16 protein-coding genes and 1 tRNA gene are annotated in these 15,103 nt (G+C 42.0%); 10 read left to right on the top strand and 7 right to left on the bottom strand.

Features of this window, described 5'->3' with window-relative positions; genetic code table 11:
• Nucleotides 1-124 precede the first annotated feature (124 nt).
• Complete coding sequence (locus tag LJE72_RS07045) at nt 125-880, bottom strand: SDR family NAD(P)-dependent oxidoreductase (protein ID WP_229246917.1); 756 nt, start codon at nt 878-880, stop codon at nt 125-127.
• 209 nt (nt 881-1,089) lie between these two features.
• Here LJE72_RS07045 and LJE72_RS07040 point away from each other — a divergent pair, with 209 nt between their 5' ends.
• The 6 genes from LJE72_RS07040 to LJE72_RS07015 all read left to right on the top strand — a co-directional run bounded on the left by LJE72_RS07040 (nt 1,090) and on the right by LJE72_RS07015 (nt 6,603).
• The gene (locus LJE72_RS07040) at nt 1,090-1,983 is read left to right on the top strand and encodes an AraC family transcriptional regulator (RefSeq protein ID WP_229246916.1); all 894 of its coding nucleotides are present in this window, start codon (nt 1,090-1,092) and stop codon (nt 1,981-1,983) included.
• 73 nt (nt 1,984-2,056) lie between these two features.
• Nucleotides 2,057-2,206: a hypothetical protein gene (locus LJE72_RS07035; RefSeq protein ID WP_229246915.1), complete on the top strand. Its 150-nt coding sequence runs from the start codon at nt 2,057-2,059 to the stop codon at nt 2,204-2,206.
• A 166-nt stretch (nt 2,207-2,372) separates the two neighbouring features.
• Complete coding sequence (locus LJE72_RS07030; RefSeq protein WP_229246914.1) at nt 2,373-3,023, top strand: TetR/AcrR family transcriptional regulator; 651 nt, start codon at nt 2,373-2,375, stop codon at nt 3,021-3,023.
• Nucleotides 3,024-3,107: 84 nt separating this feature from the next.
• On the top strand, nt 3,108-4,076 hold the full coding sequence (locus LJE72_RS07025; RefSeq protein WP_229246913.1) for a DUF4097 family beta strand repeat-containing protein: 969 nt from the start codon (nt 3,108-3,110) through the stop codon (nt 4,074-4,076).
• Nucleotides 4,077-4,751: 675 nt separating this feature from the next.
• Complete coding sequence (locus tag LJE72_RS07020) at nt 4,752-5,252, top strand: DUF6323 family protein (RefSeq protein WP_229246912.1); 501 nt, start codon at nt 4,752-4,754, stop codon at nt 5,250-5,252.
• Complete coding sequence (locus LJE72_RS07015; protein ID WP_229246911.1) at nt 5,239-6,603, top strand: DUF6179 domain-containing protein; 1,365 nt, start codon at nt 5,239-5,241, stop codon at nt 6,601-6,603. Before LJE72_RS07020 ends, LJE72_RS07015 begins: the two co-directional genes overlap by 14 nt.
• Before the next feature lie 304 nt (nt 6,604-6,907).
• On the opposite strand, the gene LJE72_RS07010 is transcribed toward LJE72_RS07015, so the two are convergent.
• The 3 genes from LJE72_RS07010 to LJE72_RS07000 all read right to left on the bottom strand — a co-directional run bounded on the left by LJE72_RS07010 (nt 6,908) and on the right by LJE72_RS07000 (nt 8,480).
• The gene (locus LJE72_RS07010; RefSeq protein WP_229246910.1) at nt 6,908-7,459 is read right to left on the bottom strand and encodes a helix-turn-helix domain-containing protein; all 552 of its coding nucleotides are present in this window, start codon (nt 7,457-7,459) and stop codon (nt 6,908-6,910) included.
• A gap of 109 nt (nt 7,460-7,568) precedes the next feature.
• Nucleotides 7,569-8,162, bottom strand: coding sequence for a hydrolase (locus tag LJE72_RS07005; protein WP_229246909.1), 594 nt, complete (start codon nt 8,160-8,162; stop codon nt 7,569-7,571).
• 81 nt (nt 8,163-8,243) lie between these two features.
• The gene (locus tag LJE72_RS07000; RefSeq protein ID WP_229246908.1) at nt 8,244-8,480 is read right to left on the bottom strand and encodes a hypothetical protein; all 237 of its coding nucleotides are present in this window, start codon (nt 8,478-8,480) and stop codon (nt 8,244-8,246) included.
• A 264-nt stretch (nt 8,481-8,744) separates the two neighbouring features.
• On the opposite strand from LJE72_RS07000, the gene LJE72_RS06995 reads away from it, so the two are divergent.
• From LJE72_RS06995 to LJE72_RS06980, 4 genes are all read left to right on the top strand, one after another.
• Nucleotides 8,745-9,632 (top strand): LysR family transcriptional regulator, encoded by an 888-nt coding sequence (locus tag LJE72_RS06995; RefSeq protein WP_229246907.1) that lies wholly within the window; start codon nt 8,745-8,747, stop codon nt 9,630-9,632.
• A gap of 327 nt (nt 9,633-9,959) precedes the next feature.
• Nucleotides 9,960-10,334 (top strand): CidA/LrgA family protein, encoded by a 375-nt coding sequence (locus LJE72_RS06990; protein ID WP_229246906.1) that lies wholly within the window; start codon nt 9,960-9,962, stop codon nt 10,332-10,334.
• Nucleotides 10,335-11,027, top strand: coding sequence for an LrgB family protein (locus tag LJE72_RS06985; protein ID WP_229246905.1), 693 nt, complete (start codon nt 10,335-10,337; stop codon nt 11,025-11,027).
• A 46-nt stretch (nt 11,028-11,073) separates the two neighbouring features.
• Nucleotides 11,074-11,373, top strand: a complete 300-nt coding sequence (locus LJE72_RS06980; RefSeq protein ID WP_229247055.1) for a hypothetical protein — start codon at nt 11,074-11,076, stop codon at nt 11,371-11,373.
• A 173-nt stretch (nt 11,374-11,546) separates the two neighbouring features.
• Here the strand turns inward: LJE72_RS06980 and LJE72_RS06975 are convergent.
• The 3 genes from LJE72_RS06975 to LJE72_RS06965 all read right to left on the bottom strand — a co-directional run bounded on the left by LJE72_RS06975 (nt 11,547) and on the right by LJE72_RS06965 (nt 15,000).
• Nucleotides 11,547-11,619 (bottom strand) — tRNA-Thr (locus LJE72_RS06975).
• Between the two features lie 137 nt (nt 11,620-11,756).
• Complete coding sequence (locus tag LJE72_RS06970; protein ID WP_229246904.1) at nt 11,757-12,143, bottom strand: response regulator; 387 nt, start codon at nt 12,141-12,143, stop codon at nt 11,757-11,759.
• 169 nt (nt 12,144-12,312) lie between these two features.
• Nucleotides 12,313-15,000, bottom strand: coding sequence for a LytS/YhcK type 5TM receptor domain-containing protein (locus LJE72_RS06965; RefSeq protein WP_229246903.1), 2,688 nt, complete (start codon nt 14,998-15,000; stop codon nt 12,313-12,315).
• Nucleotides 15,001-15,103 lie beyond the last annotated feature (103 nt).

Genomic DNA, 15,103 nt, shown 5'->3' with positions numbered 1-15,103 from the left:
GGAACCACTCGTCCTTTGTAGATGTTTGCCTAATACTTTCGGGAAATTAAATGTAAAATTCGGCGTTTTGAAGTGACTAATCCAGATTATTCTCCTCAAAACTGCCGAATTTTTCTTAACCTTCTTAAAGCAAATGTCCGCCGGACACTTCAATGTCCTGGGCTGTAACCCAGCCGAAATCATCGGACAATAGGTTCACAATCACCTTGGCAAGATCTTCGGGTTGGCCGATTCGGCCAAACACAGATTGCTCAGCCAGCGGCTGGATAAATTCAGGATGTTTGTCGAATGCTCCATCACCAAAATTGCTGTGGGTAGGACCGGGGGAAACTGCGTTGACCCGGATTTTGCGGGGGGCCAGTTCTTTGGCAATGTAGCGGGTCCAAGAGGAGAAGGCTGCTTTTATGGAGCCGTAGGCGGAGTAGCCGGGAAAAGATTGGTTTTTGGCTGTACTCGTGGTATTGACGATGGCTCCACCATCATCCATGAAGGGGACGAGAAGTTGAGTTAAAAAAACGGGTCCCTTGAAGTTCGTATTTAGAATCTTGTCGAAGTACTCTTCGCTCATTTCAGAGAACATCATGGGCCCGCCAACGCCGCCATTATTAACTAGATAGTCAAACGTCGTTCTGTTCCCAATTTCTTTGAGGCTCTTTTTCACTTCCAGAACGAAACCTTCGAAGGTTGATAGTTGAGTCAGATCCAACTTCAGTGCTGCAGCTCGAACTCCTGTATTCTTCTCAACCTCCTTAACGACAGCTTCTGCTCTATCCTGATAGGAATTGTAGGTGAGAATGACGCTGATTCCGCGCTTGCCAAGCTCAAGGGCGGTCGCTTTGCCGATGCCGTTACTTCCGCCTGTTACGATTGCTATTTTCATAAGGTCCTCCTTTTTGTTGTCCGATCTGAATTCTATTTTAGTCGTTTCTGCTCAAATAACCTAGATCCAATAGTGCCCTTTGATTGCCTAAAACCACCAATGACGATTTTGAAACACCTGTATTATCTGCTGTGTCAATATAAAAATAGCCTGAAAATGCCGCGAGGTTTCAGTCTTGTATTGGAAAACAGCAAGGCGTGTGATAGACTATGGATATGAATAACGTTTTAGATGAAATTATCGATCTGATGAAAGAAGCAGGCACTCGACCCATGGAAACCGGAGTACCGGGGCTAAGTATGATTAAGGGAGACATTCCCGCCCATCAACTTGCAGCCCTCTACAAGCCAATGATTGGTTTTACGATTCAAGGAACAAAGATTCTTTCCATTGGGGAGCGCAGCACTATTATGGCAGGGCCTTCATATTACGTGTTGCCGCTGCATGTTCCCGCAACGGCGAGTGTACATCCGGACAGTGAGGGCCGTCCTTACATGTCTCTTGGTCTTGAGCTGAATCAGACTGTCCTTCAGAGTTTATTGAGAGATCTTCCTGAAGATCTCATTCCAACTGCTTCTGAACATTTCGGAGCTTGTAAAATAGACTTTGAATTGATGGAGGCATGGCTGCGCTTATTGCGATTAACGAGAACAGTAAGAGATATTCCGGCTCTTGCCCCGGCTTATGAACGGGAGATTCTTTATCGGGTTCTGATGGGACCCCAGGGATGGTATCTGAGGCAGCTTGGCTTGCAAGAAAGTAATTTCTCCAGGATTTCTCAGACTGTAAAATGGCTTCGCGTTAACTATACGAGGCAGGTAGACATCAGTGAGATGGCAGCAAAATCCGGGATGGCAATAAATACGTTTCACCGTCAGTTTAAAAGGGCAACGGGTTTAAGCCCGATTCAATTTCAAAAGCAATTAAGGCTTTTGGAGGCTAGAAACCTCATTGCCTTTGAGGGCTATGCTGTAGCCGGTGCCGCATATCAAGTCGGCTATCAGAGTCCCTCACAGTTTAATCGGGAGTACTCCCGCTTCTTCGGTTCATCTCCAGCCCGGGACACTGAAAAACTAAGACTCATCGAAAACGCAAGGGATTAGCCGGCAGTTCGCGATAAACAGATCACCTCGAAACCTTAGCTGCAGGCTGTCATGGAAATAGGAGGAGTATTCAATGCAGAAAGTGTCCAGCGTCTGGCAAGGCGGCCAAAAAAACAGTGTTTTTTTTAACCAAGATGTTAATTTGCACATTGATGAGAAAGGACAAAACCCAACAAAAAAACGTGAGTTTGCCGGGACTCTTTCCATGCCTGAACATCGCTAATAAGCCCTCCAGATTTACGGGTTTGGAGGGTATCCTTAACTCATACTTTGGGAGTCGGACAAACATTCGAATAAACAAACGGCTTGACGATTCTAAAGAAATAGATTTATAATGCTATTAAATGAACCGTTCGTTCAATTATTCGAGGTGTATGATGGAAAATAGAATGGAATTGATATTTGACGCAGCCAGCCACTTGTTTATCAATAAGGGGTATGCCAGAACCCAGATGAAAGACATTGCAAAAGAGATTGGCTTATCAACAGGAATGCTGTATGTATACTTTACAGGGAAACGAGATATTCTTAGCTTTATTATGAAAGGTACAATTGATCCGGCATTTATAACGCAGGAATTCGAGTTGCCAGTATGTTCGGAAATATTTGATTCCTTGGATAATGAGATTATGGATGCCTTTGAAAGGAATACAAAAGCTTTTTCAGCGCATCTTGACAATATTGCAGATTATCCTTTGGAACAAATGCTGTCTGATGCCTTTGATGTCATTTCAAAATATAGTATTGGCTGTCTGGTGATTGAAAAGAATCCGGATAATTTAGGAAAACTGACAATCCATTATAAAGAATATCGGCGGAAATTTTATGATCAGGTTTTATCGTATATTACGCTTTATATGAGGAAAGGAACCTTCCGAAAGGTAGAACATCCTGAGTACTGCACACGGCTCATCATCGAAACCTTGTCATGGTGGGGTATGCACATCACGAATGATGCCTTCGAGGTGCAAAAGGATATTCCGTTCGAAGTGTCCAAGAGCGTGTGTATGGATAATCTACTTCACGCATATAAAGGATAAACTATTTTTTACGGAGCGCGGGCTCCGTGAAAATATACTATTAAATTGAATGAACGATTCAATCAATAGAAGGAGGAGATATTTATGAAGCCCAATATATTATCTGTTGCACTTGTATGTATTTTGCTCATTGGAGCCCTGTCGGGTTGCGGCAATCAGAAAGCAATATCACTTGTGAACACTCTTGCGTTCGACATCGGGGATTTTCAAAGCATACGGCTTGATTATGATGCGGATGATATTTACGTTTTAAAAAGCGAAAGCGATAAGGTCGTATTGAAAGAATACATGAATGAGGATAAAAAGAATTACTACGCCAGAACAACCATTCAAAATGGAGAACTGCTCATAACAGAAGGTGATCGGCCAAGGCGGTCCGGCTTTGAATCTTACATTGAGCTATGTATTCCCCAGGATTATAGCGACAGCCTATCCCTGCACTCTACAAGCGGAACCGTAGATACTAAAATTCCTCTGAATTTGTCCGGGAATTTTAGTGTTGATACAACGAGCGGGATGATAAATGTGTCCGATATAAAAGCATCGGCTATTAACATTACCACAACAAGCGGCAGAGCAGAAGGGAAAGGCTTTACTGCGTCTGCATTAAAAATTGTTAGCACAAGTGGCAATTTAACCTTTGACACGATTGATATGGACACCATTTATATTCAGTCCACCAGCGCCAACACTACGATTAATCATGCAAATGGCTCATTCACCTACAAATCTACCGGCGGGAAGCTGGCTATATCCGATATTACCGGCTACGGTTCTTTCAATGCTTCTGGGGAAGGTTCGATAAAGGCGTCCTTTACCGATGTGACAGGCGACATTTCCGCTTATTCTAAAAATGGAAGCCTTACCTTCGGACTTCCGAGCCAGCTGGAGTTTAAATTTTCCGCAACAACAAGAGAAGGTTCTATTGATACCTCGTTTGCTGACCTGCTTGCCGTCACTGGCAATACCGCTGCCGGTATTGTCGGTTCATCCCCCACTGTATCCATTGAGCTGGAAACCCGAAATGGGGATATAAAAGTATCAAGGTTATGAAAAAAATACTATATAAGGGGTAAAGATGAATAGTAAAAAAAGTTTTCCAATAAAGTATCAGACTATATTAAATATCGCCCGACATATCCAAAGGAGTTTATCAATTATCTTGTCAATGAATTGGGGTTTTCAAAAAATACTGTTATCTCAGATATTGGAGCTGGGACAGGTATATTAACCAATTTAATTGAGATAAAGTGAAGAAAATATATGCGTTGAACCGAATGACAATATGCCGTTCTGCATGTAAAGACTATTGTAAAGAATTTAATAACTTTACGGCAATCATGGTCAGGCAGGAATCTTGATAAGAACAGCCATAACTACCGGAATGCGGGCGTAAAGCGCGGCTTGGAGATTAGGGAGATCTGACCATTGAAATGACAATTTCACACAGAAATAAACAAAGGCACCAGATAATAAATGGATGCCTTTGTTTTTATAAACAGGTCATAAATCAAAGTGTCTTTTGGGTACCGAGTATTAAAATAGGGGCTATATTTTTCGTGAAAATAAAAAAGCAAACCATAAAAATAGTCTGCTTCATCTTGACAAAGAGAAGTTATGATTGTATAATGTTTCGTTGTCTAAGAATATAATACACTTAATTTTATCATATCACACCTTGCCTGCGTTGTCAATACTGCTTTTTAAATGGGAGGAGGAATATTTTTTATGGCCTTTGAATTATCCCTGTTCAGCGGCGCTCTGGTAGAAAAGCAAGCTGTCAACGAAGTCATGAAATGCAACGACCTGACTGTGAAATTTGGTTTTGTTCTGACAGAGGCACAGGCTCTCGCCTTGGTTGAAACTCGCTCTTTTGCATTAAAGGAAAATGGCCGGATTGAATTCGGTGGCGGTGTGATTGACAAGATAATTAAGGAATTTTGCAACTCACCTTATCTTTCAAGGCATAACTATGAAGAAACCTTGCATGAGCTTTTAGAAACATTTTATTATTACAAGAACGAAACTCTTGATCTGATGGGCGATGACGACTTGATCAAATATATGAAAAATGCTTTTAATGGAATATGCCAAGGTTCTCTTGAACTGCTATCCGGGCGGGAACTATATAAGCTTGCCCGAAACTTGCGCTATGGTTATGCTCCGGATTATGCAGACCATGCTATCCAATTGGATGCGGAGGAGGAGGATGAATATGGCAGATATTGATAAGATCTGCAGAATCAAAAGGGAAACATTAAGCAGTGAATATTATTTCAAATCGTTACTTGAGCAAGCCTATATGTGGGGGATGTTGTCAGATGCACAGCTTGAAAAAATACAATTTGACTGCCTCTCACTTTTGGCAAAGCAAACTGAGAGGTATAACAGCGGGGGCAGCAGCTCAATCCGAGTAGAAGGAGCACAGAGTCTTCTAACCTCCATTATGTTCACCGTTGGTGTATGGTTAAAGACCTATCCTAACCCCGATGAAGCAGTGGCAGCAATCCAAAAAGAAAGCATGTACGCTCTATATCAAGCCGGACATAAGCGTATCGACGGACTGATAAAGTCAACCAAAATCCTGCACTCTTCAATTATCGGTAATTTGCTGCAAACCGAAAATGTGTTTTACCGCTCCACTATTGTGGACGGCATAAAAGGCTTTTTCAAGCTATATTACCCAGAATTTGCCGCACAGGAAATTCATATCACTGCAGACTATCCTGTTCATCATCCAATGGAACGGTTGGTTGGGATTGAGTTTATACAGAAGTATTTAGAGTGCATCTACTACGAAAATCTATTTTGCGCGCAATTCTCAGCAGAGGATGTTCATCATCTGCTTTGTGGATACGATGAAGATTATGAAGAGCTGCTCGTTAATATTTATGAACCGGTGTTATCTGCGGCAATCGGATGCATCCTTTCCGGCAGGGATGTCCACAGACTGGAGATGGCACCTTCTTCTATCCAAATTCTAAATGATTTATTTCGTGGCAAAAGAAGAACCGAAATCGAGGGAATTCTCAGGGAAGCTGTAAGTCAACTGAGCGGACTGCTGAAGCTGACCGAGCCTTTAAAAAGATATCTAAGGGTCAGTCTGCCTCAAATTGCTGCGGTAATAGAAAACGCAGTCCTGCTGCAAACATTGGATCGTGTGTTCATCCTCCCCAAATATCCGGAAAACAACAGGCAGCTCATCTTTTCCTTTGGAGAGAAGATGAAGGATGAAAAATATCGTAAGGTATTAGAAGAAATTAGGCAATGCCGTTATCTGACTGACAAGAAAGCCCTGATCAAAGGTGGAATACACTCCCTTGTCGATTTAGAGGATATTTTACTGGATGCGGAACTTCGCGAAGAAGAAATTCTCAGTATTTTTAGGGAGTTAAACCCTGCTGAAATTGCAGCCCTGGTAAAAAAACATCCGATGCCCTCTGCCTTAGATCAATATGAGCTAAGGGAAAGCCAAATTGTACTAGGCCAGTGTTTGCAAAAGTTCCTTGCTGCGCTTCCGGCGAAGAGGCGGGATTTGATAAAACAGGCAGCAGCTATGCTGGATTGTATAGAGATATAGCTGGGGGGACGATACTGTCGTTCCGCGTAGGTTCCCGGTTAAGCCCTCCAGACTTACGGGTTTGGAGGGTATTTTTTATGCTTATTCAGTATGCTATAAGGAATGATCAGCCGCTACTGGGTAGCGGTCAGGCGTGATAAAGCGGACATTGTTCTGCACCACCTTAATTTGTAACCGGGAAAACGACGGTACCGCTGCAAACCTTATATCATGCGACTAAATGGGGGGAAGGTTTTTCTGAATCGCTGCAGTATGAATTGCGTTTAACATAAAGGTCAATTGTTCCCATGCTATCCTGGAAAGGTTACACCGGATAGTAATTAATGATGATGGACTTCGTTATACAATCTCCTTTGTTGGTATAGACATGGGGATTTGCAGAGTCAAAACAGATAGAATCTTCCTTGTTCAAATGGTATTCACTCTCATTAGTCCCTAAACAAAGACGACCTTCCAAAACAACAACATATTCGTAGGATTTCTCTGAATGGCCAACAGATGTGTGCTCAGTTCCAGGATCAAGTTCTATCATGAATAATTCAAAATTACGAGTGGGAGTGCTGTTGTAATATTTGTAGATTCGATAGTGACCCTCCGAATCATGCTGCTCTGTTCTTTGTTGTTGTGAAATATATTCCGGGTTATTGTCCTGATCATCAAGCAATGAAGTATAAGGTACCTTCAAACCGTTGGCAATTTTCCACAGCAGGTTGATGGTTGGATTGGAATCACCTTTTTCAATTTGGCTAAGCATTACTTTGCTGACCTCGGATAGTTCTGCCAACTGCCCTAAACTCAGGCTTCTCGCCAAACGAAGACGTTTCAGATTTGCTGCGATTATTGCATTTAAATTCATTTAAGGACCTCCTTACAAAATGATTTCATGAAGCAATGAATCAGATGCTAAAGAGGACAAGCATCTGATTCACAGGAAGTTTGAAGTTTACAGGCTAAAGGAAATAGGATCAGGTTAGCTCTAAATTCTTCATTGTCTGATTAACAGATTCTTCACAAGACCTCATTGCCAATATGGTTTTTTCCAGAAGCTCATCGAGATTCCAGTCCAACATCGCTGCTCCTCGTTGGATGACATTTCGGGAACAGCCTGCGGCAAATTTTTTATCTTTAAATTTCTTTTTTAAGCTGGAAAGCTCTAAATCCAGTGAACTTTTGGACGGACGCATTTTGACTGCGGCATTGATTAATCCTGTGAGTTCATCTGTGGCATAGAGTATCTTTTCCATTAAGTGTATGGGTTTAATATCAACACATATTCCGTATCCATGACTGGAAATAGAATATATCATTTCAGCGCTGACATTTGCTGACCGTAATAATTCTTCAGCCTTAATACAATGTTGGTCTGGGTACATTTCATAGTCAATATCATGAAGTAACCCGACGATCCCCCAGTATTCAGATTCGCCGGCATATCCCAAGGTGTCGGCAAACCACATCATTACGCCAGATACGGTTAATCCATGCAAAATATGGAAGGGATCTTTGTTATATTTCATAAGTAATTCCAAAGCTTCATCTCTGCTAATGCTAGTTGTCATCATCATAGTCTCCAATCAATATTAATTTGAATTATTGAAATAAATCGGTACTCAGATATTTCAGTCCACTGTCATTCAGTGTCACCACAATATTTTTCCCTTTTTCAGCAGCGGATAATAGTTTAAGGGCAGCACATACGTTTGCTCCGGATGAGAAACCTGCAAATATCCCCTCGCATTCAGCGAGCTTTCTGCTGGATTTAAGTATTCTAACTTAGCAAAAATATGACCTTCTGTGCCAAATGACTTGGTAATTCTGGATAGGTTCACCATTGGAGTGTAACCAATTGTTTCTGTTACATCGTTTAAAAGCCTCATAAATACACCTCCTCTGCAAGTAATGGGTCTTTGTCTATGGGAAATGTAAAATATATGTTGGATATAAAGTATATCAAGTGTTAAAGATATTGTACGAATGAAAAATATATTTGTCAACATATTTTGTCGATTTTCTTTGAATTATCGAAAATGATAAGGAGATAAATCAAGTTTGGACGGCAAAGAGCTTGCATCATTTCTGCGTGTTCATTATAATCTGGAGTAAAGATAGGTAGCCTTGGGTAGGGTTTGGGAGGTGTGACCATGGAGATCAAACATTTGGAGTATTTTGTGGAAGTGGCTCACCAGAAGAGTTTTAGCAAAGCTGCGGAAAAATGTCACGTGACCCAATCTACCATCAGCAAGCTGATCAAAGATCTGGAAAGGGAACTGGGTACTCCGCTCTTTAACCGGACCTCCAAATACGTGCAATTGACGGATACAGGGGCAGTCTTTCTGGACCAGGCTCAGGAGATCGTAACCAAGTTTGCCAATCTCACCGTCGAATTTCAAAACCGCCTTAAACTGGAACGGGGCAAAATCTCCATCGGCCTGCTGCCCATTACCGGTACCACCCTGTTTGCTGAATTGCTAGGGGAATTTAAGAAGAAATACCCGCAAATCGGAATCAGTCTTTCCGAGCACGGGTCGAAAAAGGTCATCCTGGATATTCTGGACGGAACTCTGGATCTGGGGGCGGTCTGCAGCGTACCGGACGGCCGGTATTTTGATTCCTTTGCTTTTGCCGAAGATCCGCTGTATGTTATCGTTTCAGCCCGGAATCCACTCAGCAAAGCGGCATCCCTGGATCTCCGCTCCCTGGCCGGTGAACCTTTTGTCCTATACAGCAGTGAATTCAGCCTGCATGATGAGATTATCAGCAAGTGCAAAAATGAGGGCTTTGCGCCCAACATTATCTTTGAGACTTCCCAGTTTGAACTGATGACCCAGATGGTGGCGGCTGATTTGGGTATCGCCTTCCTGCCGGGGGCCGCCTGCCGAGAATTGGACCCCCGCCGCTTTGTGGTGATCCCGGTGACCAACCCGCAGATAATTCACCAGATGTTCATCATCTGGAAACGGGGGCGGTCCATGTCCCATGCGGCTAATTTATGGCTGCAGTTCGCCACCGGATTCTTTGCCAAAAGTTGACCGGCTCGGGGGAAAACCATAACATTGAAGGTTAGCCGATTGGGTGGTCAGTCAAAATTATGAAGATAATAGGGATCTGGTTGAGATGATCAAAGGGAATATGAGTATCGGTACAATAAATTTATAGGGGTTTTTAAATGATTGTGAAGAAGGAGCGTTACGCCGGGCGTAAGGCTCCTTTTGTCTGGGTTTTGGTTTTCAGATTGTATGTTCAAAAGGAAATTTCTATAAATCGATTTCATCAATAGATAGAATGGCAACTATCTATTTTACAAATGAAAATTAGGACTATACAATTAATTCTAGGAAAGAAAGAGGTGAGAGTTCATGAGGCAGGGGTTACGTTTTATGGTGCAGATTGCTTTGCTTTGGGCAATCTATCAATTGGGAAACTGGCTGGCGGAGTTAAGCCATCTCCCGGTGCCGGGCAATGTTTTGGGCATGCTGATCCTTTTTTTGCTACTGCTGACGGGGGTGGTTCAGATCCACTGGATTGAGGAAGGAGCGGATTTTCTTCTGAAACATTTGGCCTTTTTCTTTATACCCATTGCCGTTGGGCTGATGCAGTGGATAGGTCTGTTCCGGTTAAGCGGAGCCCAGCTTTTATTGTCGATTGTTATGGGCACGGCAGTATGTGTAGTAGTTATGAATTCAGTGACCGGATTGCTAGTCCGGCTGTGTGCGACCAAAGGGGGAGTTTAAATGAATCTGCTGCTAGTATTGCTGACCATGTCTGTTACTTTAGGCGCTTATGTCTTCAGTCGTTTCATTAATAAGCGTTACCCCAATCCTTTTCTCAATGTGGTTTTCCTGAGCACTGCCTTGATCATTGCTGTCTTTTGGTTTTCCGGAATTACGGTGAGCCAGTACCAGGATGCCAGGAATATTTTGACCTATTTGTTGGGGCCGGCCACCGTGGCTTTGGCCATCCCCCTTTACAGGAACCAAGAGATCCTAGGCAGGAATATCCTGCCGGTATTGGGCGGAATTGTGGTGGGAACCACGGCCAATATCGTCACCACCGTTTGGGTGGCGGAATTTCTGGGGCTGGATAAGCTCATTGTCACTTCCTTAGTTCCCAAATCCGTCACTGTGCCCATTGCCGTCAGCGTCTCAGGGATCTTAAACGGCGATCCCACGCTGACCTCGGTTTTCGTGATTGTTACCGGCATGATTGGGACCTTTCTGACGCCCTTTCTGCTTAATTTATTAAAAGTGCGCAACCCGCTGGTGCGGGGGTTGGCCTACGGAACCACAGCTCACGGTCAGGGGACGGCCTCAGCTCTGGCTGAGGGAATGGTGCAGGGGTCCATGTCCGGTGTGGCCATGGGCATTGCCGCCATTTATATGTCGATAGCTGCTCCGTTTTTGGTGCATCATGTGTTAAGTTTGTGACGTTCAGGTGGACCCCTTGGTTTAGGCAGTGGACGGAAAGAGTCTGATGCAGCAGAGGGGAGCAGGCTACACTCTCCGCAACTCTGTGCAGCCGGCAGCAGGGTCCAGACAGGTATCGGTTTCAAGTATTGCTCTTTCACAAGGAGTTACTGAGCAGGCGAGTTCCATCGAACAGCTGACTGCATCTCTTGAAGAAATAGCCTCCGAGACAAAACTAAATGCCGAAAATGCCAATCAGGCTAATGAGAGGAGGCAAAATTCAAGCCCTATGCAAGATGCCTCTGCCGAGGCAGCTGCAACAAAGACGAAAATTCTCATAAGCGAAAAGAAATTCGGGAAGTATTAAAGTTTTGTCAGGTTGAGTACTTAGGAACATATAAAAAGGTATGAAGAGCAGATATAGTTTCTCCATACCTTTGAAAGACAGGTGCCTGTAGTTGTTGAGTTTATGGTCAGACCGACGCATTTCAAGATGTTAAATGCTTGAGATTTTTAACAGCAGCGAAAGGTTGCCTTAGATGGAGCTGGTGATGGGAATCGAACCCGCAAGCTGATAACGAATCAACTACTCTTCCAATCGAGCTGCACTAGCGTGTATTTTCTCCAGAGTATCGAAAAATTCCTACCTATTATAAATGGGCAAAAACTAACAGGTAGCAAGGCCTGCTTTCAATCAAGCAGGGCAATTTTGACTTTCGGAAACCGCCCCAGTTTTTGACGAGTGGTGTTTTAATTTGAGGACTCCCAAGGATTACTCAGTAAGCTAGGTAATATCAGACGCAAATTATCTAGGTCAAAAGGTTTGGTTAAAAAGTGTTTAACAAGACCACTCTGGACAGCGGATGTCAAAGCATTATCTTGGGTATAACCACTCATTACAACCACTTGCGTCTTTGGACGTATTTGTTGCAATTTGTTCAGAGTGTCTAATCCACTTAAACCAGGCATTTTCAAATCTAAGAATGTTAGTTTGGGTTTCTCTTCACTAGCTATTTGTAAAGCAGTATAGCCATCGGGAGCTTCTTTAACGCGAAAACCTTCCTGAGATAAAAATTCACACATAAGTTGCCGTACACCAAAATGATCATCTACAACCAAAAGATAATCGTTACTCAAAGATAACCATCTCTTTTCTTTATAGAATGAGAAAGACCTATACTTAGAGCAGAAGCAAGATTTATCATGGAACCCAGTAGCTTACTACATAGAATACTTCGCTATATACCATTAATAATCCTCTAAAAATTCAGATAATTGCATAAATATTTTGAATACATGATGACGTTCAGGCGATCATTTGGCATTTTTCCTTTGCCTTATCTGGAATAGGAAAAGAAATATAGAATGTTGTACCTCTTGAGCTGGAATTGACACAGATCTTAGCTCCATGTGCTTCGACAATTTTGTAGCATGTAGCTAGACCTAACCCAGTACCGGTATCTTTAGTCGTAAAGAAGGGGGTCCCGAGTTTTTGGTTATTTTCAGGTGGAATACCGCATCCTTCATCCTTAATTGCCAGTACCACTTTATTATCCTGTGAATAACTTTCTATAGTCAGGCAGCCCCTTTCTTCCATTGCTTCGAGCCCATTGCGGGTTAGATTGAGAATGAGTTGAGTGATTTCTTTGGCATTTAATTCTAGATCGATAATCTCTCCCAGAGTGAAGCGGATTTGTTTGTTTTGAGAAAACGCATCGGCTTCTAAAAGCGGATATAGCTGATCAAGAATGTCGTTAAGGCTTTGTTGTTTCAGTTCGCTTTTTTTGGTTTGAGCCAAGGAAAGGAATTCCGTAATTATGGAATTTGCACGGTCAACTTCTGAAATCATTAGGTCAAAGGTTGGCTTCAGAATTGCGTAATCTGGTTTAATGCCAATCAATTGGAGATAGCCACGAATTGTTGTCAGTGGATTCCTTATTTCATGTCCGATCCCTGCAGCCAATTGTCCGACAAGGTTAAGACGGTCGAGTCTGGCCATTTCATCTTGAGCCATCTTTCGGCTTGTAATATCTCGAAAATAACAGGTTAGGCCGGATCCTATAGGATAAGCACTTACCTCTAACCACTTATTACTTAAGGCTTCCGAAAGAATTTCAAAAGTGACCGACCTCTTTCCACACATTACTTCATTAAACCGCTGGAGGGTGGTGTCATTAGCCTCAAAAACTTTCGTCAATTTCATGCCTACTAATTCTTCACGTGATTTTTCCATCACCTTTTCTCCTGCGCGATTTACATAAGTGAAAAGCCAGTTGCTGTCAATGGCAAAGAAACAATCTGTCATACTTTCAAGGATGTAGGTCATTTCTTCTTGAGATGCAACCAATTTTTCCTGTACTAGTTTTTGTTTGGTAATATCTCGATAATAAACGGTCAATCCAAATTTGGAAGGATACGCAGTGACTTCATGCCATGTATCTTTATGCGAAAAGTCAAGGTATTCGAATGTTATAGGTAGGCAATCAATGATCGACTTGTGATAATTTAATTCCAGCAAAGTTCCTCGGGCTTGGGGGGTTGCTTCCCATATAACTTCACCTAAGAGCTCTTCTCGTGTTTTGAGGAATAACTCTGAGGCTTTTTTATTGATATAGGTAAAGCGCCATTGATCATCTAATACGTAAAATACGTCCGGCATACTATTGATAATATCTGCTATTAATTGGTTGCTTCGAGAAAGCTCCGCCTCTAATGTCAAATATTTTGACAGTTGATCAAGTCTTTCTGTTTGCAGTCGTTTCATTTCAGTAATATCATTATAAGCAAACAGAATACATTCTTGATCGTCGATTTTTATCTTTTCAGCAGAAAGAATCACCGTACCTATCAAACCGAATTTCGTTACCAATGAACACTCAACATTTTGTATAGACCCTTGTATATCTAGGATTTCCATGATTTGCCCAAATTCACTCTCAGGCAAGCCTAACTCGATGGGTGTTTTACCGATTACATCTTCACGGTTGAAATTTCTTTCTTCAAGGAAACGATCGTTAACATATATATATCGAAAGTCAGACATCTGAACTATAGCCATCATATGAGGACCTAACTGAAATGCTTTGGCAAATCGATTAGTTGCGCCTCTGAGATTTTCTTGTTCTTTCACTCGATCAGTAACATCGTTAAGGATAGCTGCACAGGCAAATTCCCCACAGGGCAGCTGAAAACTACACAAGTCAGCGACATAGTGTCTCTGATCAACTGTACAGATTTCTAAATGCTCCTGTTTTGTGGCGTTCAAGGAGGTTCTTTGGCAATCCGGTGATTGAACAAAGGTTTCTGCAATTTGGGAAGTTTGATGTTGCATTTTTAGATTTTCACTTTGCAGAATAGGCCCATTATTATCGAAAACCATTAAGTTAATTGGACTAACGTTAACAATTGCATTTAGGATTGAGGCTTTGCCAAAGAACTCGGAAATCAAGAAGTAGAAGTTAAATAATATGGTTGTGGCAATTGGATTGATGATTAAAACAGGGACAGTAATGACACTAAGAACAACTGTCCTATTATCCCCCCACGGGGGAGTAAAGGCCACAACAAATAAAGAGATACATGACATAATAAATCCGATGATATACCAAAATAGAAGTTTTTTGCCATTTTGATTACTCTTCACCTGGTTTCTTAAGATACTTCCAAAACAAGCAAAAACGATAATACTGAAGACGCCGCCCATGGATCCGTTTCCACCTACAAAATATCGATAAAGCCCACCTATGAAAGCTGCAATTATAGCAGTGATCGGACCACCAATAAATCCTGCCATCGTCATAGTGATATTTCGGAAGTCATAAAAGTGATCTTCAAAAACTTCAATTCTGCCCTTAATCACAAAGATAGTTATAAGTCCGAATAGAATACCTAACAAAAAACGGGAATATTTGCTTTTGAGAGATAAGTTAATCCAGATCAGAATACCACATAATAACATTACATCTAGTACATTGGATGCAAGGTCGTAATACAAAATAAATCCCTCCGTTATGTAAAAATATTTTTTAATAATTAGATTGTACATCCAATGTTCTTAAAAATTTGTCGCATTTATTTGTCGGATAGGAGCTATAATT

It is taken from the genome of Desulfosporosinus shakirovi, from assembly GCF_020595055.1.
In the GTDB taxonomy this organism is placed as follows: domain Bacteria; phylum Bacillota; class Desulfitobacteriia; order Desulfitobacteriales; family Desulfitobacteriaceae; genus Desulfosporosinus; species Desulfosporosinus shakirovi.
The sequence above is the reverse complement of the archived record's forward strand: the minus strand, read 5'-3'. Positions and strand labels throughout refer to the sequence as shown.

What these genes read in the sequence shown, in the direction of transcription:
- LJE72_RS07015 (WP_229246911.1), top strand. Translation starts at nt 5,239, where the DNA reads ATGGCAGATATTGATAAGATCTGCAGAATCAAAAGGGAAACATTAAGC.
- LJE72_RS07010 (WP_229246910.1), bottom strand. Translation starts at nt 7,459, where the DNA reads ATGAATTTAAATGCAATAATCGCAGCAAATCTGAAACGTCTTCGTTTG.
- LJE72_RS07040 (WP_229246916.1), top strand. Translation starts at nt 1,090, where the DNA reads ATGGATATGAATAACGTTTTAGATGAAATTATCGATCTGATGAAAGAA.
- LJE72_RS07035 (WP_229246915.1), top strand. Translation starts at nt 2,057, where the DNA reads ATGCAGAAAGTGTCCAGCGTCTGGCAAGGCGGCCAAAAAAACAGTGTT.
- LJE72_RS07030 (WP_229246914.1), top strand. Translation starts at nt 2,373, where the DNA reads ATGGAATTGATATTTGACGCAGCCAGCCACTTGTTTATCAATAAGGGG.
- LJE72_RS06990 (WP_229246906.1), top strand. Translation starts at nt 9,960, where the DNA reads ATGAGGCAGGGGTTACGTTTTATGGTGCAGATTGCTTTGCTTTGGGCA.
- LJE72_RS06980 (WP_229247055.1), top strand. Translation starts at nt 11,074, where the DNA reads ATGCAGCAGAGGGGAGCAGGCTACACTCTCCGCAACTCTGTGCAGCCG.
- LJE72_RS07025 (WP_229246913.1), top strand. Translation starts at nt 3,108, where the DNA reads ATGAAGCCCAATATATTATCTGTTGCACTTGTATGTATTTTGCTCATT.
- LJE72_RS07005 (WP_229246909.1), bottom strand. Translation starts at nt 8,162, where the DNA reads ATGACAACTAGCATTAGCAGAGATGAAGCTTTGGAATTACTTATGAAA.
- LJE72_RS07045 (WP_229246917.1), bottom strand. Translation starts at nt 880, where the DNA reads ATGAAAATAGCAATCGTAACAGGCGGAAGTAACGGCATCGGCAAAGCG.
- LJE72_RS07020 (WP_229246912.1), top strand. Translation starts at nt 4,752, where the DNA reads ATGGCCTTTGAATTATCCCTGTTCAGCGGCGCTCTGGTAGAAAAGCAA.
- LJE72_RS06985 (WP_229246905.1), top strand. Translation starts at nt 10,335, where the DNA reads ATGAATCTGCTGCTAGTATTGCTGACCATGTCTGTTACTTTAGGCGCT.
- LJE72_RS06995 (WP_229246907.1), top strand. Translation starts at nt 8,745, where the DNA reads ATGGAGATCAAACATTTGGAGTATTTTGTGGAAGTGGCTCACCAGAAG.
- LJE72_RS07000 (WP_229246908.1), bottom strand. Translation starts at nt 8,480, where the DNA reads ATGAGGCTTTTAAACGATGTAACAGAAACAATTGGTTACACTCCAATG.